The organism is Streptomyces sp. NPDC047886 (genome assembly GCF_043204435.1).
Taxonomy (GTDB): Bacteria; Actinomycetota; Actinomycetes; order Streptomycetales; family Streptomycetaceae; genus Streptomyces.
Genome location: NZ_JBIDCF010000005.1, coordinates 69,285 through 92,396 on the forward strand (window position 1 = coordinate 69,285; position 23,112 = coordinate 92,396).

Here is a 23,112-nt window from a genome sequence, read left to right on the forward strand (position 1 = left end):
TCCCCCCTCTGAACTATGCGGACTGCAGGTAGTGGTCGAGGACGCGCACACCGAAGTGCAGCGCCTCCACCGGAACACGCTCGTCGACGCCGTGGAAGAGCGCCGGGTAGTCGAAACCGATGGGCAGCCGCAGCGGTGTGAAGCCGTAGCCGACGATGCCGAGCCGGGAGAACTGCTTGGCGTCGGTGCCGCCGGACATGCAGAACGGGACGACGTGCGCGTCGGGGTCGAAGCGCTCGATCGCGGCGCGCAGCTTGGCGTACGTCGGTGAGTCGACGGGCGCCTGGAGGGCGACCTCCTTGTGCTGGAACTCCCACTGGACGTCGGGGCCGGTGAGCCGGTCCAGGGTTTCGGTGAACTCGGCTTCGCCGCCCGGGACCATCCGGCCGTCGACATGCGCGGTGGCGAGACCGGGGATGACGTTGACCTTGTAACCGGCCTGGAGCATGGTCGGGTTGGCGCTGTTTCGGATGGTGGACTCCACCAGCGCGGCGGCCGGTCCGAGCTTGGCGAGCAGTTCGTCCACGTCGAATCTGGGCGCGTCGAGGTCGGCGTCGATGCCGTGCAGGGCGGCGAGTTCGGTGAGGGCGGAGCGTACGGTCGGAGTGAGCCGTACGGGCCACTGGTGATCGCCGATCCGGGCGACGGCCGACGCGAGCCGGCTGACGGCGTTGGCGCGGTTGACCTTGGAACCGTGGCCCGCTCGGCCCTCGGCGGTGAGCTTGAGCCAGGCCGTGCCGCGTTCGCCCGCGCCGATCGGATAGACGGCCAGGTCGGGTCCGGCGTGGAAGGTGTAGGCGCCGGACTCGCTGATGCCCTCGGTGCAGCCGTGGAAGAGCGCCGGGTGGTGGTCGGCGAGGAAGCCCGAACCGTCGACGGCGCTCGCCTCCTCGTCGGCGGTGTACGCGATGACGATGTCGCGCCGGGGACGGATGCCGCGGCGCGCCCAGTCGCGGACGACGGCCAGGACCATCGCGTCCATGTTCTTCATGTCGACGGCGCCCCGGCCCCACACCACTCCGTCGCGGACCTCCCCCGAGAAGGGGTGCACGGTCCAGTCGTCGGGTTCGGCGGGGACGACGTCGAGATGGCCGTGGACGAGGAGTGCGTCGGCGGACGGGTCGGTGCCCTCGATCCGGGCGACGACGTTCGTCCGGCCGGGGGTGCGCTCCAGGAGCACCGGTTCGAGTCCGGCCCCGGCGAGGCGTTCGGCGGCGTATTCGGCGGCCGGGCGTTCCCGGCAGTCGCCGCTGCCCCGGTTGGTGGTGTCGATCCGGATGAGTTCGGAGGTGAAGGTCACCACCTCGTCCAGGGCGCGGTCGGTCACGCCGTCCCGCTGTGCCGTGTCAGCCATACTGCTCCTCCACTGCGGCCGAGACGATCGTGGTGACCGCCTTGAACGTGCGGATGGCCTCGTACATCGTGCCGCTGGTGTAGGCGACACGCCGTTCTCCGCCGGCCACCACGCCCGGGACGACGGTGGCGACCGCGGCGAGATGCTCCGCGTCGAACTCCAGCTCCACGGTGAACGGCCCTCCGCGCACCGGTTCGTACCGTACGGCGAGCCGGGTCGCGTCCTTGGCCGCGGCGCGGATGTCGGCCGCCGTACGGGCGGGGGTGCGGCAGACGGCGGCGTAGCGCGAGACATGGTCCTTGACCGCGACCTTGCGGGCTTCGGGTGCGTAGCCGAGTGCGTCGTCGCAGGTCAGGTCGTCGCCGGTGACCAGGATGACGGGCACGCCGTACTCGGCGACGACCTGCGCGTTGAGCAGGCCCTCGCTGGCGCGTACACCGTTCAGCCAGACGCCGGTGATGGAGTTGGCGAGATACGTGTGGGCGAGCACGCCCTCGGTGCCCGCGCCCGTGTGGTAGCCGACGAAGGCGATGCCGTCGACGTCGCCGTGCTGGACGCCCTCCACCATGGACAGCGACTTGTGACGGCCCGTGAGCATCTCGGCCCGCTCGTCGAGGCGCTCCAGGAGCAGGTTGCGCATGGTCCAGTGTGCCTCGTTGACGAGCACCTCGTCCGCGCCGCCGTCGAAGAAGCCGAGAACGGCCGCGTTCACGTCGGAGGTGAACATGGCCCGGCACCGCTCCCACTGGGGTGTCCCGGGCAGCACGTCGGCCGGCCAGGTCACCCCCGTGGCACCCTCCATGTCGGCGCTGATGAGGATCTTCATGGATCTCCTGTTCCCGCAGCTCAAAACAGCCGACGCCGCTACCCGGACGGCGGCGTTCGGCAGTGGTTCGCCAGTCTTGAGCAGAGCGTGCGCCCTGTCCAGCGCCACGTGCCGCACCACACCCCGGACTCCGCCTCGCCGCCACCCGGGTGCGTCGGGGGAGGCCGCGTGCGATACGACTGGCTGCCGAGGTGTACCCGCCATCGATCACGGGAGGCACGTATGTCACGTCCAGTCACCATCGTCACGGGCGGCAGCCGGGGCATCGGCGCGGCGACCTGCGTCCGGCTGGCCCGCGAAGGACACGATCTGGTGCTCGGGTACGTGCGCGACGAGGCCGCCGCGGACCGCACCGCCGACGCGGTGCGCGCGGCCGGGGCGCGCTGTGCCACCGTACGGGCCGACACCTCCGCCGAGGCGGACGTGGAGCGCCTGTTCGACCGCGCGGCGAGCGAGTTCGGGCGGGTCACGGGGCTCGTCAACAACGCGGGCGTGACCGGGCCGCTCGGCCGGCTCGCCGATGCGCGCACCGAGGTCCTGCGCCGCGTCCTGGACGTCAACGTCCTGGGGTACCTGCTGTGTTGCCGGCGCGCGGCGCGCGACATGGCGGCGCACGGCTCCGGGGCCATCGTGAACGTGTCGTCGGCCGCCGCGACGCTCGGCAGCCCCGGGGAGTACGTGCACTACGCCGCGAGCAAGGCGGCCACCGACGCCCTGACCGTCGGTCTGGCCAAGGAACTCGGCCCCGACGGCATCCGGGTCAACGCGGTCGCCCCCGGCACGGTCAAGACGGACATGCACGCCGCGATGGGCGACCCCGACCGTCCCGCGAAGGTCGCCGCCCGCACTCCGCTCGGCCGCGCGGGCGAGCCGGAGGAGATCGCCGCCGCCGTCGCCTGGCTGCTGTCCCCCGACGCCTCGTACACCACGGGCACGGTGCTGCGGGTGTCGGGCGGCCGCTGAGGGGCCCGGCAGGTTCAGCGGGCGGGCGGGGCGGGCCGGGGGTAGGTCCTGGACTGTTTGACACTGCCGAACGCGAAGCTCGACTCGATCGACGCGATCCCCGGGATGGCGTGGATCCGGGTGCGGACCAGGACCTCGTACGCCTCCAGGCTCTCGATGACCACCCGGAGCAGATAGTCGCTGCTGCCCGCCATCAGGTAGCAGTCCTGGATGTGCTCGATGAGCCCGACGTGCTCCTCGAAGGCGTTGACGGCTTCGGCCGTGTGGCGCTCCAGGCGGACCCGGACGAAGACGGTGATCGGCAGCCCGTAGGCGACCTGGTCGACCATCGCCGTGTAGCCGCTGATGAGACCGGACTCCTCCAGCCTGCGGACCCGGCGCAGGCAGGGCGACGGCGACAGCCGGACGCGGTCGGCGAGGTCCTGGTTGGACAGCCGGCCGTCCGCCTGCAGCTCCCGGATGATTTGGAGATCGACGGCGTCCATGGCCTCTCCCGCCCTTTCCTCGCGATCCTTGGCAGATTCTGTCCCTACGCTATGGCTGAGCGGCAGAAGTAGCAATCGGCTGCCCCGGCGGACGCCCTAACGTTGCCCGTTGGGCGGGGGGATCCTTCCGCACCGACTCCGCGCGGCGTGCACGGCGCACGCGCGCTTGCGTTGAAGGAACTCCCTTGGTCGCGACGAACATCGTGGGGGCGGACGCCCCCGTGCCGATACGGGCGCGGGTACGGTCCGCGGGCAGCGGGCCGTCCCCGCACACCGCGGGCATGGCGGCACTCCTGCTGACCGTGGCGATCTGGGCCGCGTTCGCGCTGAGCGCCCGCGCCCTGAGCGCCTCCACCCTGCTGCCCGCCGACGCGGCGCTGCTGCGCTTCGGCCTCCCGCCGCTGCTGCTGGCACCCGCGCTGTGGCGCCGCCGGCGCGCGCTCGCCGCGGTACGCCCCGGCGCCGCCGCGAAGATCGTGTGCGGCGCCGGGGTGCCGTTCTTCCTGGCCGCGATGTACGGCGGCTCGCTCACGTCGGCTGCGTTCGTCGGGGCGATCGTGCCCGGCATGGTGCCGCTGTTCGTGTCCGCGCTGATGGTCGCGCGCGGCGGCCGGGTTCCCCGGGGCACCCGGGCGGGCGGGCTCGTGCTGATCGCGGCGGGGGTGGTCACCCTGGTCGGGCGCTATGTCACCGCGCTCGACGCCGACGTGCTGCTGGGCTCCGGCACGCTCCTGCTCGCCAGCGGCCTGTGGGCGCTGTACACGGTGGGGCTGAAGGAGGTCGACCTCGACCCGGTGGGGTCGATCGGACTGCTGTGCCTGCCGTCGTTCGCCGTGATCGGGCTGCTGGTGCTGACCGGGGTGCTGCCGACCGGGTTCGCGCACGCGGCCGCGGGTGACATCGCCCTGTTCCTGGTCGTGCAGGGCCTCGGTGTCGGGCTGTGCGCCGGGCTGCTGTACGCGTTCGCGATCCGCAGGCTCGGCGCCGAGCGCAGCTCCGTCGTCGGCAGCCTCAGTCCGGTCGCCGTGGTCCTCCTCGCCGTCCCCCTGCTCGACGAGTCGCCGACGCTCGCCGTCCTCGTCGGCGTTCCCCTCATCACCACCGGCGTCGTCCTCGCCAACCGCCGGCCCCGAACGGAGGTCTCCCCCGATGCTTGAGCTGCTGCCTCCCCCGCCCGTCGACCCGCTGTGGAACCTGGCCGCCGAGTTCGGCGCCGACCCGCGCCCCGAGCGGCTGAACCTGGTCCTCGGCGTCTACCGCGACCACACCGGCGTCACCCCCGTCATGGCCGCCGTACGGGATGCCGAGATACGGCTGGCGGAACGATCCGCCTCCAAGGAGTACCGGGGCCTGTCCGGCAACATCGCCTTCAACGACGCCATGCTGGCGACGGTCCTGGGGCCCGACGGCCCTGGCGCGCGGGCCACCGCCGTCCAGACCGTCGCCGGTACCGGGGCGCTGCGGCTGCTGGCCGATCTGGTGCGGCAGACCCGCCCCGGCACCACGGTGTGGATCAGCGACCCGGCGTACGTCAACCACCGGCCCATCCTGGAGGCCGCCGGCCTCCACGTCCGCACGTACCGCTGGCTCGACGCCGACGGGCGCCTCGACTCGGACGGCCTCATCGGCGACCTGCGCGAGGCCCGCCGCGACGACGTCGTCCTGCTCCAGGGCTGCTGCCACAACCCGTCGGGCGCCGACCCGTCCGCGGCGGACTGGGAGGCGCTGGCCGCCCTGGCGGGGACGGCCGGCTGGATCCCGTTCATCGACCTCGCCTACCACGGCCTCGGCGACGGCCTGGAGGCCGACCTGTGGGCGACGCGGATGCTCGCGGAGCGGGTCCCGGAGATGCTGATCGCCGTCAGCTGTTCGAAGAACTTCGGTCTGTACGCCGACCGTACGGGCTGCGCGATCGTGCTGGGCTCGTCCCGTACGGCGCTGCGGCACGTCGAGACGGCCCTGCAGAACGCGGCGCGCACGCTCTACTCGATGCCGCCCGAGCACGGCGCCGCCATCGTCGCCACCATCCTGGGGGACGACACGCTGCGGGCCTCCTGGCGCGCCGAACTCGACACGATGCGGGACCGTATCGCCGCCAACCGGGCCGACCTGGTGGCCCGGCTGACCGCACTCGGCCATGGATCGAAGGCCGAGCCGCTGGCCCGGCAGAAGGGCATGTTCGCCGGCCTGCCCCTCACCCCGGAGCAGATGACCCGGCTGCGCGAGCGGTACGCGGTCTACGGCACCGCGTCCGGCCGCGTCAACATCGCGGGCATCCCGGCGGACCGCGTCGCGTGCCTGGCGCGAGGCATCGCCGGAGTGCTCGAACCGGTCGGCGTGTGACGGACGAGGCGGGATGGTCGGCGGCCCGTGCTCGCCATGGCACGACCGCCGTCCGTCAGCGGTGACGCGCGGGGGCGTCGCGCCGGCCGATACGGGTCTTGACGTGGCGTGAGAGGGCGGTCGCCGCGCCGGTCAGGAGCACCAGGTCGTAGACGATCTGGAGCAGCACGACCAGGCGCGCGGCCTGCCCCCGCGCGGTCACGTCGCCGTAGCCGACGGTCGCGAGGGTGACGACCGTGAAGTACAGGGCGTCCAGGCGGGTCTCCAGCCCCTCGAACTGGCCCGGGTGCCGGGCGAGGGCGCGGCAGGCCGTGGCGAAGACCAGCAGTGTCAGGCACATCAGGACGCCGAGGGCGATGCCGGAGTGCGTGCCGGGCCGGTCCAGGAGCACATCGCGGATGTGCTTGAGGATCAGGACGGCGATCACGGCGAGGGCCGTGACGAACACGGTCCAGCTCAGCACGGGGCGGTGCGGTCCGAAGACGCCGAGCGGCAGCAGGAAGTAGGCCGCCAGCAGGACCCCGGCGGCCCCCGCGACCACCGCCCACGCCCGGGCGGGTTCCGCGCGGCGACGGGGTCCCGCGCCCCGGTCGCCGCGCGGGGGCGGGCCGGCGGGTTCGGTCATGCGCCCATGGTCGGTGCCTCGCACGGCGGCCGCCCCGTGGCCGTGGCCAGGGGAGTGACGCGCCCCCCGGCGGGCCGGTCCCGCGTGCACCCGGCGGCGGTCCGCCCGACCATGGGTACGGAGAGGAGCCGCGAGGCACACCACTGAGGAGGGCGGCGGTCCCCATGGGCGACGTGATCGGCAGCGACGGTACGGCACGGGTCGGCCCGGTGGAGGCCGCCATGCGCGACCTGATCACCGAAGGGGCGCATGTGATGCGGCCCGACGCGGTCGGCGGGTACGTGGGGACGGGCCCCGGTGGGTGGGCCCGGTTCGCCGCCCACTGGGAGGAGCTGACGCCCGACCCGTACGCGGAGGAGAGCGGCACCCGGCGGCTGCGGCGCTACGGGCACTTCACGTACACGGCCGGGGCGGCGGAGCTGGTGCCCGAGGAGCACGAGACGTTCGTCCAGCCGGAGGACTCGAACCCGATGTACGTGGGCGTCGACCGGCACTTCGACCCGCTCACGGACGCCTTCGCCGCCGACCCGCTGCTGACGTCCCTGGTGGAGCTGCTGGGCGAGGTGGCCACCTGTCTGGACGGTACGGAGGCGTGGAGCGTGAAGGTGCACCCGTTCCGGGTGATCGCCTCGGCCGGTTCGACGGGGAACCCCACCCCGGAGGGCCGTCATCGCGACGGGGTCACGCTGGTGTCGTCGCTGCTCGTCGACCGGAGCAACGCCGACGGGGGCGAGAGCTCGGTGTTCGAACCGGACGGCACGATGGTGCTGACGACCGTGCTGGACGAGCCGGGCACGCTCCTGCTGGGCGACGACCGGCGCACGCTCCACGAGGTGTCGCCCATCCGGCCCGTGCACACCGACCGCCCCGCCCGCCGCGACGTGCTGGTCGTCACGCTGACGCCCGCGCCGGCGTGACGGTCTGACGGTCGGGACGCGGTGGGGACGGCCCTGAGGTCGGGACGCGCGACCGTCAGGGCCGGGTGTCGTCACCGCGGGTGCCGGCGGCCGTGTCCGCCACGAGCGCGTCCACGACCCGGCCGGGCCAGTCGTCAGAACCGGCCCCGGCCGCCTGACGCGACGCTACGGCGCGCTGCCGTTCCGCTCCCCCGCCCCGTACCGCCGCACGCCGCAGGAACGCCGCCACCCGCGCCATGTCGCCGTACTCCTCCAGCGCCGGACGGACCTCGGCCACGAGCCGCCCGGCCTGCTCGGCCACCGGCATCACACGCCCGCTGAGCGCGTCGACGCCCGTGCCGCTCCAGCCGTCCCTGGCCGCCCGCCAGTACGCGGCGCGCAGCAGCTCGCTCTCCGGACGGGGGCCGGGGTCGCCGCGCTCGACCCGAGCCGCCGACGTCATGACGAGCGCCCTGATCAGGGCCGTGACGGCGGCCGTGTCGTCGATGTCCGGCAGGACGTCCATGGCGCGGACCTCCAGCGTCGGCAGGCGCGGATTGGGGCGGATGTCCCAGAACGGTGTGGCCGCGTCCAGCATGGCCTCCGTGTCCGCCATCGCGGCGGCGAGCCGCTCGTGGTGGGCGAGCGAGGTGGCGTAGGGGGGCGGGCCGAGACACGGGAAGCGGATCCTGATCACGGACCGCCAGGAGGCGTAGCCGGTGTCACGGGAGCGGTGGTACGGCGAGTTGGCGGTCAGCGCCACCAGGAGCGGGAGCCAGGGCCTGAGGTGATTGCCGGTCAGTACGGCGAGTTCACGGTCGGGCAGTCCGACATGGGCGTGGAACGCGCAGATGGTGTAGTCATCCAGCATGGCCCGGTACTGGCGGACCCCGGCGCGGTAGCGCGGGTGGTCGCCGATCTCCGGGGGCTCGGCGTCGCCGACGACGGGCGTGCCGGACGCGCACAGGCCGAGGCCCTCCGCACGGGCGGCGCCCACGGCCGCGGCCCGGACCCGGGCGAGTTCCGCGCGGAGCCGGTCGATACGGGAGCAGGGCGGTGTCCTGCCCTCGATCTGGTACGCGGTGAACTCACCGGACAGCAGACCGTCCACGGCCGCCCCGGCCCGCGCGACGACCCGGTCGCCGGCCGCCTCCGGCCGTCGCGTGCCGGGGTGGACGAGGAGGAACTCCTCCTCGACGCCCACCGTCGGCGCGCCCTCCGGCCCGGAATCGGTCACCCCTTCAGCATCACGTGCCGTCCCGGGCCTGTCGCGCGCAGCCCGCCAACCGGTCGAGGAGCTCGGCGCGGTGCAGGTCCGCTATCGGGGCGAGAAGGTCGGGGTGGCGCAGGAGCGCGGCCGCCCGCAGATCCCGTTCGCCGGGGCTGACGAGCCGGGGGAACCCGACCGGGGCCCCGCCGGCCGCTGCGGCGGGCACCACGGCCGCGACGGCGCCGGCGGCCAGCGACGGACTGCCGAGCAGGGCGGCGGCCCAGCTGGCGACGGTCTCGTCCACCCAGGTGCGCCAGGCGTTTCCGTCCCCGGCCCCGCGATCCCCGGCCGTACCGTGGCCGTCCGCGCCGTCCGCGCCGTCCTCGTCCGTGCCGTGGCCGTCCGCGCCCGTGATCCAGTCGAGTCGGTGGGAGCCGCCCGCGCCCGTGACGGCGACCAGCGCGGCGTCCAGGTCCGTCGGGTAGCGCAGCCAGGCGGCGACGGTGACCGCCTGCCGTGCCTGGGCCTCGGCGAGGGCACGGTCGATCGCGCCGCCACCCGCCGGGTAGGCGTGCGTCAGCCAGCGGGTGGTCGCCGCGATGAGCGGGGAGAGGTCCGGGTGCACAGGGGGGTCCGTGGGTCGGGAGGGTCCGTGGGGCGGAGGGTCCGTCGGGCGGAGGGTCCGTCGGTCGGGGCCATGCAGCGTAACGCGCGGGACTCACGCCTCGAAATGAGACATATCACTCCCATGGGGTGGTAATCGCCCCTCACGGATCGTTCAGACCGCTGAGACCGCATGAGGCCGGCAGGGCCCGTGCGGCCGTTGCGAAGGAGCAGGCACATGGCACACGGCGGAAACGTCATCGAAGAGCTGATCAACGACCATCAGGAGGTCGAGGAGCTGTTCACCACGATCGAGGAGACCCCGTCGGGCGACAGCCGGCGCAAGGACCTCGCCGACCGCGTGACCATGGAGCTGGTCCGGCACTCGGTGGCCGAGGAGTCGTATCTGTATCCGGCGGTCCGCGAGCACATCCCCGGCGGCGACGCGCTCGCGGACAAGGAGCTGCGGGACCACGCGGAGGCCGAGCGCACCATGAAGGAGCTGGAGGAGTGCGCGGCGGACGACCCCCGGTTCGACGAGCTGGTCACCCGGCTGATGGCGGAGATCCGGGAGCACGTGACCGACGAGGAGAACAACCTCTTCCCCCGGCTGCGGGCGGCCTGCCCGCCGGACACGCTCATGAAGCTGGGCGACAAGGTCCGCCAGGCCAAGAAGACGGCGCCGACCCGCCCGCACCCGTCAGCGCCCGACAAGCCGCCGGCGAACAAGCTCCTCGCGCCCGGCACCGGCCTGGTCGACCGGCTGCGCGACGCGTTCACGGGCCGCGGCAAGCACACCTGAACCGCCCGGCGCCCGGCGCCCGGCGAGGGGAGGGAAGGGGAGGGGAGTGAACGACGCGGCGGCGCGCACGGCCCCGGGCGGCCGGGTCCGTGCCGCCGCCACCTTCACGCCTCCGCTGCCACCACCGCCGCTGCCGCTGGCGCCGCCGCTGCCGCCGCGTCAGCCGGTGGCGGCCGGGCGGCCCACCACGAGCCAGGTCGACGGGAGCTCGATCCGGGTGCCGTCCGGCGTGTGCTCCGTGGTGGCGAGCGGGAGCTCGCCGGAGGACAGGACGGCCAGGCCGGCCGTACGGAACAGCCCCGGGACGTCCGCGTCGGCGAGCGTGCCCGGGGCGATGCCGTGGCGGAAGACCGGCAGCATCTTCGGCGGGGGCCCGGCCGGGCCCCCGACCATCTCCTGGAGGGCCGCCCCGGCCGCTTCCGACGGTTCCACCACGAACGCTCTGCCGCGCCGCCCGACGAGCGTGGCGATGGACGCGGCGATGCGCCTGCGGTCGTCCGGCTCCGCCTGGTGCAGGACGCCCCGCAGGTAGACGTTGCTGTCGCCGAGGGAAGCGCGCAGCCCGGCGACGGTGTCCGCGTCGGCGGCGTCGCCGCACAGGAACTCCACCGCGTCGTGTGCGTGCTGCTTCCTGGCGTGCTCGACGGCGGCGGTGGCCACATCCAGCCCGATCACGCGGCCGGCCGGTCCACCGCCGGACGGCCCACCGCCGGTCGGCCCGCCGCCGGACGGTCCGCCGAACCGTTGGGCGATGAACGCGGTCTGGGTGCCGTTGCCGCACCCCAGGTCGACGAAGGGCAGACGCGGCTCCGTGAGGTGCGGCGCGAACAGGTCGAGGTGGACGGCCGCGGTGATCTCCGGCTCGGCGTCCCAGAAGACGGCGCCGGGCTCCCCCGGGGCCTCGCGCCAGAAGCCCTCCCAGGCGTCCTTGTAACGTTTCGTCACGCTCATGGCCAGCTCCCCGGTTACCGGTCCCCCCGCCTCGCGGCGTCATCGCCGTGACGGAACGGATCTCTGTGTCCTCAGAGTCCGGTCTTCCTCGGCAGCGCCAGTTCGAACCACACCGTCTTGCCGTCGGCCGCCCTGCTGGCGCCCCACGCCCGGGCCAGCGCGTCGACCACGCGCAGTCCGCGCCCGTGCGCGTCGTCCGGGCGCGCGCTGAGGAGCGTGGGCAGGGTGTGGCCGCCGTCGATGACCTCGCACAGCAGCAGGTCGGTGCGGACGAGCCGGAGGGCGATCCGGTGGCCGCCCGCGTGCCGCACCGCGTTGGCGACGAGTTCGCCGACGAGCAGCTCGACCGTGCCGTCGAGTGCGCCGAGTCCCCAGCGGGCCAGCCGGTCGCGCACCAGCCGTCGGGCGCGGCCCGCCGTACGCGGCTCGGCGGGGAGCTCCCAGTGGGCGACGTCGTCGGGCGCGATGCCGTTGAGCCTGGCCATCAGCAGGGCCACGTCGTCCTTGCGGCCGCCGCGCGTGTTCAGGGCCCGGATGATGGTGTCGCAGGCGTCGTCCATCGAGGCGGCGGGGTGCGCCGCCGACTCGCAGAGGGTCGCCAGGCCGACCCCGATGTCCTCGCCGCGCACCTCCACCAGCCCGTCGGTGCACATCACCAGCCGGTCCCCGGCGGCCACCGGGACCCGGACGGTCTCGAACGGCACTCCCCCGACCCCGATGGGGGCGCCCGACGGCAGGTCGAGCAGGTCACTGCGGCCGTCGGCGGCCCGGACGACCACCGGCGGCACGTGCCCGGCGTTCGCCAGCTCCAGTACGCCGCCGATCGGGTCGTACACGGCGTACAGGCAGGTGGCGAGATAGTGCTCGCCGAGGCGCTGCGCCAGGTCGTCCAGATTGCGCAGCAACTGGGCGGGCGGCAGGTCCAGCGCGGCCATGGTCTGTACGGCGGTCCTCAACTGGCCCATCATGGCGGCCGAGTTGAGGCCGTGGCCCATGACGTCGCCGACGACGAGCGCGGTGCGCGACCCGGGCAGTTTGACGGTGTCGAACCAGTCGCCGCCGACGCGGCCGAGCAGGGTGCCCGGCAGGTAGCGGGTCGCGGTGTCGCAGCCGGGCATGCGCGGGCTGACCTGCGGCAGCATCGCGTCCTGGAGCGTCTCGGCGACGCTCTCCTGGTACGTGTACATGCGCGCGTTGTCGAGGACGAGCCCGGCCCGCGCGGCGAGTTCCGCGCCCGTCACCCGGTCCATGTCGTTGAACAGGGCCCGGCCGGGGTGCCTCAGCAGGATCATGAAACCCAGCACCACATCGCGTGCCTTCAGCGGCACGACGAGCATGGAGCGGCCGTTGATCAGGGGCCGGATGTCCCGCTTGTCGAACTGGGCGGCGATGGCCGTGCCCAGCTCGTCGCTGATGCGGGGGACGAGGACGGGCTCGCCGGTCGTCATGCACTGGAAGAACGGGGTGTGCACCGGGAACGGCATGGCCTCGCCGACCGGCACCACGTCGTCCCAGCGGCCGGGTTCGTCGACATGCTCGACGGCGACCCGGTGCCACATGGTCGTGGCGTCGGGCGGCCCGTCGGGGAACCCCTCGCCCGCGACGACCTGTTCGCGCAGGTACGTGCCGGCCACGTCGGTGAAACGGGGCACCACCGCCGCGCTGACCTCGTGGATGGTCCGCGCCAGGTCCAGGGAGGAGCCGATGCGGCCGCTGACCTCGTTGAGGAACTCCAGCCGCTCGCGTACGGCGGCGTATTCGAGATCCTCGGCCAGATCGGCCAGATCGGCCAGATCTTCCGGAACGGCCGGGTCGGCCGGGTCGAGGGCGTGTCCGCGCTCGGCGGCCTCCTCGGCGGCGCGGCGGCGTGCGCGGCGCTCCGCACGCCGGGGGATGCCCCAGTCGGGTGTGACCGGCACCCGGTCCCGTTGGCTGAACTCCAGGACGGGATAGCCGAGGGCGAGGATCTGGGAGACGATCCGGCCGGCTTCCCTGACGCTCATGCTCGGCAGGATCTCGGGGAGCCGCCGGGCGAGCTCGCCCGAGCCCGGGAGGTCGGTGTGCGGCGCGAAGCCGGGGGTGATGCGCTCGAAGTTCTCCGCGTCGGCGAAGTCGCCGCGGAACCGATCGGCGTCCGTGGCGAGGACGAGCAGCCGTTCCCTTCCGGGTCCGGCGAGCGGGTACGCCCACCACAGCACATCGACCCGGGTACGGCCGTCCCGTCCGTCGTCCGCCCGGTCGTCGCCGGCGCCGCCGTCCGGTGCGGTGAGGCGGGCGCGGCCCGTGGCGGGGTAGGAGCCGAGCCCGCCGAGCCAGGTATCGGGGTGGCCGGGATACGCCGTGCGCCCCTCGCGCTCCTCGTACGCCCCTAAGCTCCCGTACGGGCCGCCGTGCCCGCTCCCGTAGGGGATGTCGTCCGCGTACCGGCTGTCATCGCCGAGCGCGCCGAACACGGGGAGCAGCTCGGCGGCGGGGCGGCCCAGCGCGTCCTGCCGGGCGGTCCCGAACAGCCGCCGCGCCCCGGTCGACCAGTGCGACACCAGGCCGTCGCTGTCCACGACGACCACGGCCAGCGGAACACGGCCGGCCGCGCCGAAATCCGGCGTCGCCTGCGGAACGCCACTGTCCATGGGTGGAGGGCTCCTTTCCCCGCCGCGACGATCCGCGGCCGGCGGCACCACGGTACGGCTCCGCGCCGGGCGTGCGCCGGGCATCGGCCGAATCCCGCGCCTACGGGCCGGTAACTGACCGATCGTCAATCACCGTGGCCGAGACGGAGATCGCGGTCGGTGCGGGCGCCGCCCGCCACCTTGAGCACGGTGGCCACCGGCGGGTAGCCGGACGCGATGACGGTGTAATCGCCGGACACCAGCTCCGTGAAGCCGAAGACGCCGTCGGCGCCTGTGGTGAGCGAACCGACCACATTCCCCGCCCCGTCGAGCAGGATCACCCGCGCCTCCTCGACGGGGCGGCCGCCGGGCGTCCGTACCGTGCCCCGCAGCGTGGCCGCGCCGACCAGTTCGATGTCCTGGCGGGTCTCGCCCGCCGGGCGCACGGTCACCGGGAGGGCGGTGGGCCGGAACGCGGGCGCGTTCGCGGCGAGGGTGTACTCGCCCGCCACGAGCCCGCCGACGGCGTAGGAGCCGTCGCGTTCCGTCCGGGCGCCCGCGACGACCTCGCCGCGCACGTCGGTCAGCGTGACGGCGGCGTCGCGTACGGGGCTGCCGTCCGGGGCGACGACGGTCCCGGTGAGCCGCCCCGCGCCGCCGAGCACCACGTCGAGCTGGACCGGCCGGTCGGCGACGGTGACCGGGACGGCTTGCGGCCGGTGCCCGCCGGCCGCCGCGATCAGCACGTAGGCGCCGGGGCCCGGCACGCCGAGCGCGTACCGCCCGCCCTCGCCGCTCGCGCCCCGCCCGACCTGGCGCCCGTGCGCGTCGACGAGGGTGAGCGCGGCGTGTGCCACCCAGGACCCGTCGTGGTGCCGGACGGTGCCGCAGACGGGGACCGCGGGGGCTGCGGCTGCGGCGGGGGCGGTGGCGTTGGTGGTACGGGCGGCTCCTGCCTGGACCGGGGCGGTACGGGCGGCTCCGGCCGGGACCGGGGCGGTACGGGCGGGTTCCGGCTTCCCGGCCGACGCGGGTGCGGGGGCGGGTACCGGGGGCGACGGCGCGGCGGGGGGCGTGGCCGCCGTCGCGGGGTGAGCCGGCGCGGTGGCGGATCCCGGCCCGCGCGCCGGGGGCACGGCGGCGCCACCGGCGGGCCGGGCCACCGGCGGCCGCTCCCGCAGGAGGAACAGCGCGAGAAGACCGGCCGCGAGCACGGGCACCAGCAGCAGGAGCGCGCGCGGCGCCCCGTCGGCGTACGCCTGGAGGTGTCCGTCGCGCAGCGCGGGCGGCACGGCGCGTACGGCCTCGGCGGTGACCGCCCACGGGCCGCCCGCCGGGGACGGCCCCGGGGCGGCCTCCGTGGGCGCGGGCAGCCGGGCGCCGATGACGGTCCCGGCGACGGCCGCGCCGGCGGCGCCGCCGAGGAGGCGGAAGAAGGTGTGCACTCCGGTCGCGGTGCCGACGTCGCCGGGCGGAACGGCGTTCTGCGCGGTGAGGATGAGGACCGGCAGGACCAGGCCGAGGCCGGCGCCCAGGACGGCCGCCCAGACGGCCGCGTGCAGGGGCGGAGTGCCGGGTTCCACCCGGGACAGCAGCCACATGCCGACGACGGCGACGGCGCCGCCGGTCACGGCATGGACCGTGGAGTGCCCGGTGCGGGCGCTGAGCAGCCCGGACACGACACCGGCCACGGCGAGAGCCCCGGCGAGGGGCGGCAGCACCAGCCCGGCCTCCACGGCCCCCGCCCCCTCCACCACCCGGAGGTAGGCGGGGAGGCAGGCGGGGACGACGGAGAGCGCGGCGCCGACGGCCGCCCCGGCGACCGCGGTGACGAGGAAGGCGGGGTCGCGGAACAGCCGGAGCGGGATCAGCGGTTCGGGTGCGTAGTGCTCGACGACCGTGAACAGCAGGAGCGTCCCCGCCGCTCCGCACGCGAGGCCGAGGGCGACGCGGGAGTCCCACGCGTACCGGGTTCCGCCCCATGCGGCGAGCAGGAGCAGGCAGGTGCCGGCGGCGGTGAACAGCAGCGTGCCCAGCACGTCCAGGCGCCCCCGTACGGCGGGCTTCGGCAGCCGTGGCGCGCACGTGACCACGGCGAGGGCGAGCAGGCCGAGTGCCGCGCCCGCCCAGAAACACCAGCGCCATGAGAGGTGCTCGGTGACGGCGGCGCCGAGCAGCGGCCCCGTCGCGGTACCCGCGCCGATGGCGGCGGCGACCGCGCCGATGTGGCGGGCGCGGCGCCGCCCCGGCACCAGGTCGGCGACGAGCGCCTGTGCCCCGATCAGCACGCCGCCCGCGCCCAGGCCCTGGACCGCGTGGAGGACGGTGAACTGGCCGGTCGTGCGGGACCAGCCGGCCAGGGCGGAGGCGACGACGAAGACGGCGATGGCCAGGAGGAGAAGCGGCTTGCGGCCGTAGCGGTCCCCGAGCCTGCCGTGCAGCGGCAACGCGACGGTGGCGGCGAGGAGATGGCCGGTGATCGCCCAGGTCGCACGGCCGTCCGCGCCCCGGCCGGGGCCATGGCCCCGGAGGTCGCCGACGGCGGCGGCGAGCGCGGAGACGGCGACGGTCTGCGCCGACGCGGCGAGGAACAGGGCGAGCAGCAGCCCGGTGAGGACGAGCCCTACGCGGCCGGCCCCGGGCCCGGCGGGGGCGGCCCGGTCGGGTGGCGGGGCGGAGGGGGGTGGTGCGGTGTCGTCCGGGGATGTCCCCGTGGTCTGTGCGTCGATCGCCGGCGTGATCCCACCCACGGAAAGCCGCTCCCCTCGTTTCGCTCACATGCGCGGCGTCATTCTTCGCATCACGTGTGGAGCCGGGGCAACCGGAGCATTCCCGGAGAGAGGGAGCGGACCGTGGGGATTCGGGTGCGGGTCGCATGGACGCGTACGCGGGGCGCGCGGCGGCACGAGTGCACTCCCCCGCCCCCCGCTTGTTCGCCCGTTCGGCCCCCATCAGGGGCTTTCCGGGGTGACCCCGCGTGCTCCGGGGCGCCGGCGAACGGTGTCGCGCGCCGTCGCGCGGGCCGCGCGCCCCGCCGGGCGGGGCGCGCGAGGCGGCACGGCTGCGACGCGGGCGCCGGGGAGAACCACCCGAACCGGTGACATCCCGGGGTGCGGGCCGGGGCCCGTGACCCACCGGTTCGGGTACGTGCCGCCCGACGACCGGTTCGGGTACGCGCCGCCCGACGCCGCGCGCGGCGCACGGGTGCCGCCGCCGGGCGCCGCCGGCCGGCGGCGCCCGCGAGATGCCCTACTTCTCGACCTCGGCGGCGAGCTTCTCCAGCACGGCGTCGTAGATCCGGCCGAGGCCCTTGGGGGCGAAGGCCCTCTCGAAGAAGCCGCCGATGCCTCCGGCGCCGTTCCAGACGGTGGTGACGACGGCCTTCGACCTGCCCTCACCGGCGGGGGTGACGGTCCAGGTGGTGACCATGGAGGAGTTGCGGTCCTTCTCCACGAGCTGCCCGTCGGTGGGCTCGGTAACCTCCAGCAGGCAGTCGCGGATGCGCTTGCTGGTGGCCTGGAGCTTCCAGCGGACGACCGTTCCCTCGCCGTCGCCGCCCTCGCGCACCTCGTACTCGCTGAAGTGCTCGGGCAGCAGCTTCGCGCGGGTGTCCTTGTAGTCGGCCAGCGCGTCGAACACCGTCTCCGCGTCCGCCGCGATGACTCGCTCCGTCGTGGCCTCGACCTGCGCCATGCCTTGTCCTCCAGCAGTCGTTCCTCAGGGGGCACCAGCCAACCACCTGAGGGGGAACCGCCCAAATCCGGGTGGCGGCGATCATGGGAACACATGTTCTATTGTGGGCGCGAGCCGTTCCCGCCCCACCGAGGAGGCGCCCCATGCGCTGGGAAAATCTGAGCGACAGCCGGGCGACGGCCGCGGAGGCCGCGCTGTTCGGCGCCGACGCCGTGACGACACGGACGTTCGACACGCCGGAGTTCCAGGGCATCACCTTCCACGAGGTCCGGGCCCGTTCGATCGTCAACCGGGTGCCCGGAGCTTCACGCATGCCGTTCGAGTGGACGGTCAACCCTTACCGGGGATGCACACACGCCTGTGTGTACTGCTTCGCCCGCAAGACGCACAGCTACCTGGACCTCGACACCGGGCTCGGCTTCGACTCGCAGATCGTGGTGAAGGTCAACGCGCCGGAGCTGCTGCGCGCCCGGCTGGCGTCACCCCGCTGGGACGGCGCGCACATCGCCATGGGCACCAACGTCGACTGCTACCAGCGCGCGGAGGGCCGCTACCGGCTGATGCCCGGCATCATCGCCGCGCTGCGCGACCACGCCAACCCGTTCTCGATCCTCACCAAGGGCACCCTGATCCTGCGGGACCTGGAGCTCCTGCGGCAGGCCGCGGACGTCACCGAGGTGGGCGTCTCCGTCTCCGTCGGGTTCACCGACGGCGAGCTGTGGCGCACCGTCGAGCCGGGTACGCCCGCGCCCGAGCGGCGCCTCGACGTCGTACGGACGCTGGGCGAGCACGGCATCGGCTGCGCGGTCCTCATGGCCCCGGTCGTCCCGTTCCTCGGCGACCGGCCGGACCAGCTGCGCGAGACGGTCCGCGCCATCGCGGACGCCGGGGCCACGTCGGTGACCCCGCTCGTCCTGCACCTGCGGCCCGGGGCCCGCGAGTGGTTCACGGCCTGGCTGCACGAGCACCATCCGGCGCTGGTGCGGCGCTACGAGGCCCTGTACGCGGACGGGGCGTACGCCCCCACCTGGTACCAGCGCCGGATCACCCGCCAGGTGCACGAACTGGCCGCCGAGTTCGGCATCGGGCCCGGACGGCGGGGAGCGGGCCGGCGCCCCGGCGGCGAACCGGCGGCGCCCGAACAGGCGGAACCGGCCCCCCGGTTCGCGCCCGGCCCCGGGCCGACGCAGCTGACCCTGCTCTGACCCCAGCCTGACCCCGCCCTGACCCCTCTCTGACCCCTCTCTGACTTGCGGCCCCCGGCCCCGCCAATCGGGTCACATAACGGCACAACATGCTCATCCAGCAGGATTCCGGCCAGCGGTCGCCGGAGACTGTCCGGATGCAGAAACGCGCAGGAGTACTGATCGCCGCGGGAGCACTCGTCGCGGGTGCGGTCACCGCGGCACCGTCGAGCGCCGAACCGGCCCCGGCCGGACAGGGGGCGGCACGGCCGACGGCCGCGCCCGCCTGGACCGGGTGCGCCACCAAGCAGTACCCGAGGCTGCAGTGCGCGTCGGTCCAGGTGCCCCTGGACCACGACCGGCCTGACGGGAAGCGGATCACGCTGGCGCTGTCCCGGATCCCGCACACCGCGAAGACGTCGCTGGGGCCGCTGCTCGTCAACCCCGGAGGGCCCGGCGCCAGCGGCAGGGCGATGGCCGGGTTCGTGGCGGCATCGCTGCCCGCCGACGTCGCGGCACGGTACGACGTCATCGGCTTCGACCCGCGGGGCGTCGGGGCGAGCAGGCCCGCCCTGGACTGCAGGCCCGGCCACTTCGACCCCGTCAGGCCCGACTCCGTCCCGGAAGACGACGCCGGCGAGCGGGCCAACCTGGCGCGGGCCGCGGCGTTCGCGCGGGGCTGCGCCGAACGGCACGGCGACCTGCTGGCGCACATCGACACGGTGAGCGCGGCCAGGGACATGGACGAGATCCGCCGGGCGCTGGGCGCCCCGCGCGTCAGCTACTTCGGCTACTCGTACGGGACGTACCTCGGCGTCGTGTACGCCAAGCTGTTCCCGGAGCGGGTGCGACGGCTCGTACTGGACTCCGTGGTCCATCCGGGCGGTGTCTGGTACGACGCCAACCTGGCCCAGGACATCGCCTTCGACGCCCGCCACAAGGCGTTCATGGCCTGGGTGGCCCGGCACGACGCCACGTACCGGCTCGGCACCGACCCGGCGCGGGTCGAGGACCGGTGGTACGCGATGCGGGCGGCCGTGAAGGAGAAGCCGGCGGGCGGGAAGGTCGGCCCGGCCGAGCTGGAGGACACCTTCCTGCCGGGCGGCTACTACAACGGCTACTGGCCGCTGCTCGCGCAGGCGTTCGCCGCGTACGCGATCGACCGTGACACCGCGCCGCTGGTCGAGGCGTACGAGGCGCTCGCGGCGGGCGACGCCGCCGGGGACAACGGCTACTCGGTGTACGCGGCGGTGCAGTGCCGGGACGCGGGGTGGCCCGGCGACTGGGGGGTCTGGCACCGCGACAACTGGTCCGTGCACGCGAAGGCGCCGTTCTCCACCTGGAACAACGCCTGGTACAACGCGCCGTGCGCGTTCTGGCCGGTGCCGTCGCTACGCCCGCTCGACGTCTCCAACGACCGGCTGCCGCCTGTGCTGTTGTTCCAGGCGACCGACGACGCGGCCACTCCGTACGAGGGCGGGGTCGCCGTACGACGGATGCTGAGCGGTTCCCGCCTGGTCGTGGAGGAGGGCTCCGGCAACCACGCGGTGACGCTGAGCGGCAACGCCTGCGTGGACCGGTACCTGGCCCGGTACCTGGCCACGGGTGAGGTGCCGCGGGGCGACGGAGGCGGCGGCGCGGACGCGGTGTGCGCGACACTCCCGGACCCGAAGCCCGCGCCCCGGACGGGCGGCCCGGCGAAGGACGGGACGAAGGCGGCCACGGGCGGGGCGGCCCTGCACGGTCTGCTCGGCCGGCCCGGCAGCTGAGGCGCGCCGACCGCCGCCGGCGGGCCGGGGTCAGGACCCGTTCAGCCGCCGGAGCGCCTCCATGGCGGCGCCGGCCAGGCGCGGGTGGCGGCGGGCGGCCTCCAGGGCGGGGCGCGCGCGGGGGTCGGCGAGCGCGCCCAGGCCCTCGGCGCAGGCCACGCCCACGCGCCAGTGCGGGTCGTCCGCCGCGAGCCGCCGTTCGAGCACGGTGATCAGGGCCGGTACGGATTCGGGCGCCCGTAGCGCGGCGAGCAGCCGCACCGGCACCATGGCGTAGGCGACGCGGAGCTCGTTGGTGGCGAGCGCGGCCGCGGCCCTGGCGGTACGCGGGTCGGCGAGCCGGGACAGGGCGTAGGCCGCGGACACGCAGCGCTCGGGGTCCCGGTGGTTGAGGAGCAGGACGAGCGCCTCGAACGCGCGCCGGTCCCGGGCGAGTCCGAGGCGGAACGCGGCGATCTCGCGGGCCCACAGGGGGCGGCCGGATGCGGTGAGGACGGCGGCGAGCTCTTCGTGATCCTCCGTCACGACGAGCCGTCCGTACGCCGCCGGGTCGTCGGCCTCGTCCTGCAGCCGGTCCATGAGCGAGCCGAGCTCCGCGTCCATGGCGGTCAGCGTAGCGACGGGCGGGCCCGGCGATCCAGATCACACTGTCGCGGGACTGGCGCGCTCGTTACCCGCGAGTTAATCTCAAGTGAGCGGGGCACACCCCCGCACCCCTCATGGCGGCCTGGTGACGCAGCCGCCGTGGGTGCCCGTCGGTTCAGCACTTTCCACGACGTGACTCCGGGACAGAGTCCGCCGTATCCCTCACCGCGCGATCCGTACCACCGGCGCGCGGTGCACCGCTCGACGCGATCGCTCGACGCCATTCCCGGCGCCCCGCCCGCCTCGTCCGGTACCGCCCGCACGGCGGTCCCGGCCGGCTCGGCGCGTCCGTCTTCTCGGCACCCCGCGTGCGTGCGTGTCCGCACGCGTCCCCTCATCAGTCGTCACTCATCCCTGGAGTCCCCTGATGGACACCCCTCTCTCCACCATCGCCGTCGTCGGTCTGGGCACGATGGGCACCGGTATCGCCGAGGTCCTCGCCCGTTCCGGCCGTGAGGTCATCGGTATCGACATCAGCGAGGCCGCCGCCCGGGGCGCGGTCACCGCGCTGGAGGCCGCCACCGCCCGCTCGGTCGCCCGCGAGCGGATCACCGAGGAGGAGCGGCGCGACATCCTCGCCCGGTTCCGTACCTTCTGCGACCTCCAGGCCGCGGCCGACGCCGACCTCGTGATCGAGGTCGTGCCCGAGTCGTACGAGGTCAAGCAGCAGGTGCTGGCGGCGCTGGACTCCGTCGTCCGCCCGGAGGCGATCATCGCCACCGGCACCAACGCGCTGTCCGTGACCCGGCTGGCCGCCGACTCCGCCCGCCCCGAGCGGGTCCTCGGGCTGCACTTCTTCAACCCGGCCCCGGCGATGAAGCTGGTCGAGGTGGTCTCCTCGGTGCTGACGGCCCCGCAGGCGGTCGAGGCGGTCACCCGGCTCGCCCACGACCTGGGCAAGGAGCCCGTCGCGGTCGGCGACCGGCCCGGGTTCGTCGCGGACGGGCTGCTCTTCGGCTACCTGAACCAGGCCGCGGCGATGTACGAGGCCAAGTACGCGTCCCGGGAGGACATCGACGCCGCGATGAAGCTGGGCTGCGGGCTGCCGATGGGCCCGCTGGCGCTGCTCGACCTGATCGGCGTCGACACGGCCCGTACGGTCCTGGAGGCCATGTACACCGAGTCGGGGGACCGGCTGCACGCCCCGGCGCCCGTGCTCAAGCACCTCAGCGAGGCCGGGCTGACCGGCCGCAAGTCGGGCCGCGGCTTCTACACGTACGAGGAGCCGGGCAGCGCCGTCGTCGTGCGGGACGCGCTGACGCCGCTGGAGACCGCGGAGGGCGGCGGCGGCCGCGAGGTCCGTTCGGTGGGTGTCGCGGGTTCCGGCACGATGGCGTCGGGTATCGCCGAGGTGTTCGCGAAGGCCGGATACGACGTGGTGCTCGCCGCCCGTTCGCTGGAGAAGGCCGAGACGGCGAAGGCCAGGATCGCCAAGTCCCTGGCCCGTTCCGTCGACAAGGGCCGGCTGACCGCCGAGGCGCGGGACGAGACGCTGGCCCGGATCGCCCCGGCCGGCTCGCTGGACGCGTTCGCCGAAGTGGACCTCGCCCTGGAGGCCGTCGCCGAGGACCTGGAGATCAAGCAGCAGTTGTTCGCGACGCTGGACAAGGTGTGCAAGCCCGGCGCGATCCTCGCCACGACGACGTCGTCGCTGCCGGTCGTCGCCTGCGCCCGCGCCACCTCGCGCCCGCAGGACGTCATCGGGATGCACTTCTTCAACCCGGCGCCCGCGATGAAGCTGGTGGAGGTGGTCCGTACGGTGCTGACCGCCGACGACGTCCACGCCACCGTCCGCGAGGTCACGGCCAGGATCCGCAAGCACCCGGTGGACTGCGGCGACCGCGCCGGCTTCATCGTGAACGCGCTGCTGTTCCCGTACCTGAACAACGCGATCAAGATGGTCGAGGACCACTACGCCTCGCTGGACGACATCGACGCCGCGATGAAGCTGGGCGGCGGCTACCCGATGGGCCCGTTCGAACTGCTCGACGTGGTCGGGCTCGACGTGTCGCTCGCCATCGAGCGGGTGCTGCACCGCGAGTTCCGGGACCCGGGCCTGGCGCCGGCGCCGCTCCTGGAGCACCTGGTGGCGGCCGGCTGCCTGGGCCGCAAGACGGGGCGCGGCTTCCGCGAATATGCCCGGCGCTGAGCCGT

At 74.4% G+C, this 23,112-nt stretch carries 19 protein-coding genes; 8 read left to right on the forward strand and 11 right to left on the reverse strand.

Going from position 1 to position 23,112, the window contains the following annotated elements; genetic code table 11:
• Positions 1 to 13: 13 nt before the first annotated feature.
• Both ACGF5U_RS18365 and ACGF5U_RS18370 read right to left on the reverse strand, forming a co-directional pair.
• Positions 14 to 1,354 carry a M20/M25/M40 family metallo-hydrolase gene (locus ACGF5U_RS18365; RefSeq protein ID WP_392715701.1) on the reverse strand — a complete coding sequence of 447 codons (1,341 nt, stop codon included), beginning with the start codon at positions 1,352 to 1,354 and terminating at the stop codon, positions 14 to 16.
• Entirely contained in the window at positions 1,347 to 2,180 is an 834-nt protein-coding gene (locus tag ACGF5U_RS18370) for a M55 family metallopeptidase (RefSeq protein WP_392715699.1), read from the reverse strand. Before ACGF5U_RS18370 ends, ACGF5U_RS18365 begins: the two co-directional genes overlap by 8 nt.
• Positions 2,181 to 2,402: 222 nt before the next feature.
• On the opposite strand from ACGF5U_RS18370, the gene ACGF5U_RS18375 reads away from it, so the two are divergent.
• Entirely contained in the window at positions 2,403 to 3,143 is a 741-nt protein-coding gene (locus ACGF5U_RS18375; RefSeq protein ID WP_392715697.1) for an SDR family NAD(P)-dependent oxidoreductase, read from the forward strand.
• A 14-nt stretch (positions 3,144 to 3,157) separates the two neighbouring features.
• Here ACGF5U_RS18375 and ACGF5U_RS18380 read toward each other — a convergent pair whose 3' ends face one another.
• The gene (locus tag ACGF5U_RS18380; protein ID WP_392715696.1) at positions 3,158 to 3,628 is read right to left on the reverse strand and encodes an Lrp/AsnC family transcriptional regulator; all 471 of its coding nucleotides are present in this window, start codon (positions 3,626 to 3,628) and stop codon (positions 3,158 to 3,160) included.
• Positions 3,629 to 3,813: 185 nt separating this feature from the next.
• Between ACGF5U_RS18380 and ACGF5U_RS18385 the strand changes: the two genes are divergently transcribed.
• Both ACGF5U_RS18385 and ACGF5U_RS18390 read left to right on the forward strand, forming a co-directional pair.
• Positions 3,814 to 4,785 carry a DMT family transporter gene (locus ACGF5U_RS18385; RefSeq protein WP_392715695.1) on the forward strand — a complete coding sequence of 324 codons (972 nt, stop codon included), beginning with the start codon at positions 3,814 to 3,816 and terminating at the stop codon, positions 4,783 to 4,785.
• Positions 4,778 to 5,971 (forward strand): aromatic amino acid transaminase, encoded by a 1,194-nt coding sequence (locus ACGF5U_RS18390; RefSeq protein WP_392715693.1) that lies wholly within the window; start codon positions 4,778 to 4,780, stop codon positions 5,969 to 5,971. The genes ACGF5U_RS18385 and ACGF5U_RS18390 overlap by 8 nt, the downstream gene beginning before the upstream one ends.
• 55 nt (positions 5,972 to 6,026) lie before the next feature.
• Here the strand turns inward: ACGF5U_RS18390 and ACGF5U_RS18395 are convergent, their stop codons facing one another.
• Positions 6,027 to 6,596, reverse strand: a complete 570-nt coding sequence (locus tag ACGF5U_RS18395) for a potassium channel family protein (protein WP_392715691.1) — start codon at positions 6,594 to 6,596, stop codon at positions 6,027 to 6,029.
• Positions 6,597 to 6,760: 164 nt separating this feature from the next.
• Here ACGF5U_RS18395 and ACGF5U_RS18400 point away from each other — a divergent pair, with 164 nt between their 5' ends.
• Positions 6,761 to 7,513 carry a 2OG-Fe dioxygenase family protein gene (locus tag ACGF5U_RS18400; RefSeq protein WP_392715689.1) on the forward strand — a complete coding sequence of 251 codons (753 nt, stop codon included), beginning with the start codon at positions 6,761 to 6,763 and terminating at the stop codon, positions 7,511 to 7,513.
• 55 nt (positions 7,514 to 7,568) lie between these two features.
• Here the strand turns inward: ACGF5U_RS18400 and ACGF5U_RS18405 are convergent, their stop codons facing one another.
• Positions 7,569 to 8,729: a glutamate--cysteine ligase gene (locus ACGF5U_RS18405; protein ID WP_392715687.1), complete on the reverse strand. Its 1,161-nt coding sequence runs from the start codon at positions 8,727 to 8,729 to the stop codon at positions 7,569 to 7,571.
• Between the two features lie 10 nt (positions 8,730 to 8,739).
• Entirely contained in the window at positions 8,740 to 9,327 is a 588-nt protein-coding gene (locus tag ACGF5U_RS18410) for a hypothetical protein (protein WP_392715685.1), read from the reverse strand.
• A gap of 216 nt (positions 9,328 to 9,543) precedes the next feature.
• Here ACGF5U_RS18410 and ACGF5U_RS18415 point away from each other — a divergent pair, with 216 nt between their 5' ends.
• Positions 9,544 to 10,107: a hemerythrin domain-containing protein gene (locus tag ACGF5U_RS18415; RefSeq protein WP_392715682.1), complete on the forward strand. Its 564-nt coding sequence runs from the start codon at positions 9,544 to 9,546 to the stop codon at positions 10,105 to 10,107.
• Positions 10,108 to 10,266: 159 nt separating this feature from the next.
• On the opposite strand, the gene ACGF5U_RS18420 is transcribed toward ACGF5U_RS18415, so the two are convergent.
• The 4 genes from ACGF5U_RS18420 to ACGF5U_RS18435 all read right to left on the reverse strand — a co-directional run bounded on the left by ACGF5U_RS18420 (position 10,267) and on the right by ACGF5U_RS18435 (position 17,360).
• Complete coding sequence (locus ACGF5U_RS18420; protein ID WP_392715680.1) at positions 10,267 to 11,058, reverse strand: class I SAM-dependent methyltransferase; 792 nt, start codon at positions 11,056 to 11,058, stop codon at positions 10,267 to 10,269.
• A 71-nt stretch (positions 11,059 to 11,129) separates the two neighbouring features.
• Entirely contained in the window at positions 11,130 to 13,688 is a 2,559-nt protein-coding gene (locus tag ACGF5U_RS18425; RefSeq protein WP_392715678.1) for a SpoIIE family protein phosphatase, read from the reverse strand.
• A 125-nt stretch (positions 13,689 to 13,813) separates the two neighbouring features.
• Positions 13,814 to 16,417 carry an MFS transporter gene (locus tag ACGF5U_RS18430; protein WP_392715676.1) on the reverse strand — a complete coding sequence of 868 codons (2,604 nt, stop codon included), beginning with the start codon at positions 16,415 to 16,417 and terminating at the stop codon, positions 13,814 to 13,816.
• 499 nt (positions 16,418 to 16,916) lie between these two features.
• On the reverse strand, positions 16,917 to 17,360 hold the full coding sequence (locus ACGF5U_RS18435) for an SRPBCC family protein (protein WP_392715674.1): 444 nt from the start codon (positions 17,358 to 17,360) through the stop codon (positions 16,917 to 16,919).
• A 143-nt stretch (positions 17,361 to 17,503) separates the two neighbouring features.
• On the opposite strand from ACGF5U_RS18435, the gene ACGF5U_RS18440 reads away from it, so the two are divergent.
• Together ACGF5U_RS18440 and ACGF5U_RS18445 are read left to right on the forward strand one after the other, a co-directional pair.
• Positions 17,504 to 18,565, forward strand: a complete 1,062-nt coding sequence (locus ACGF5U_RS18440; protein ID WP_392715672.1) for an Rv2578c family radical SAM protein — start codon at positions 17,504 to 17,506, stop codon at positions 18,563 to 18,565.
• Positions 18,566 to 18,702: 137 nt separating this feature from the next.
• Entirely contained in the window at positions 18,703 to 20,313 is a 1,611-nt protein-coding gene (locus ACGF5U_RS18445) for an alpha/beta hydrolase (RefSeq protein ID WP_392715670.1), read from the forward strand.
• A gap of 30 nt (positions 20,314 to 20,343) precedes the next feature.
• Here ACGF5U_RS18445 and ACGF5U_RS18450 read toward each other — a convergent pair whose 3' ends face one another.
• Positions 20,344 to 20,916, reverse strand: coding sequence for a HEAT repeat domain-containing protein (locus ACGF5U_RS18450; protein ID WP_392715668.1), 573 nt, complete (start codon positions 20,914 to 20,916; stop codon positions 20,344 to 20,346).
• A 409-nt stretch (positions 20,917 to 21,325) separates the two neighbouring features.
• Between ACGF5U_RS18450 and ACGF5U_RS18455 the strand changes: the two genes are divergently transcribed.
• Positions 21,326 to 23,107, forward strand: a complete 1,782-nt coding sequence (locus ACGF5U_RS18455) for a 3-hydroxyacyl-CoA dehydrogenase family protein (RefSeq protein WP_392715666.1) — start codon at positions 21,326 to 21,328, stop codon at positions 23,105 to 23,107.
• Positions 23,108 to 23,112: the final 5 nt, after the last annotated feature.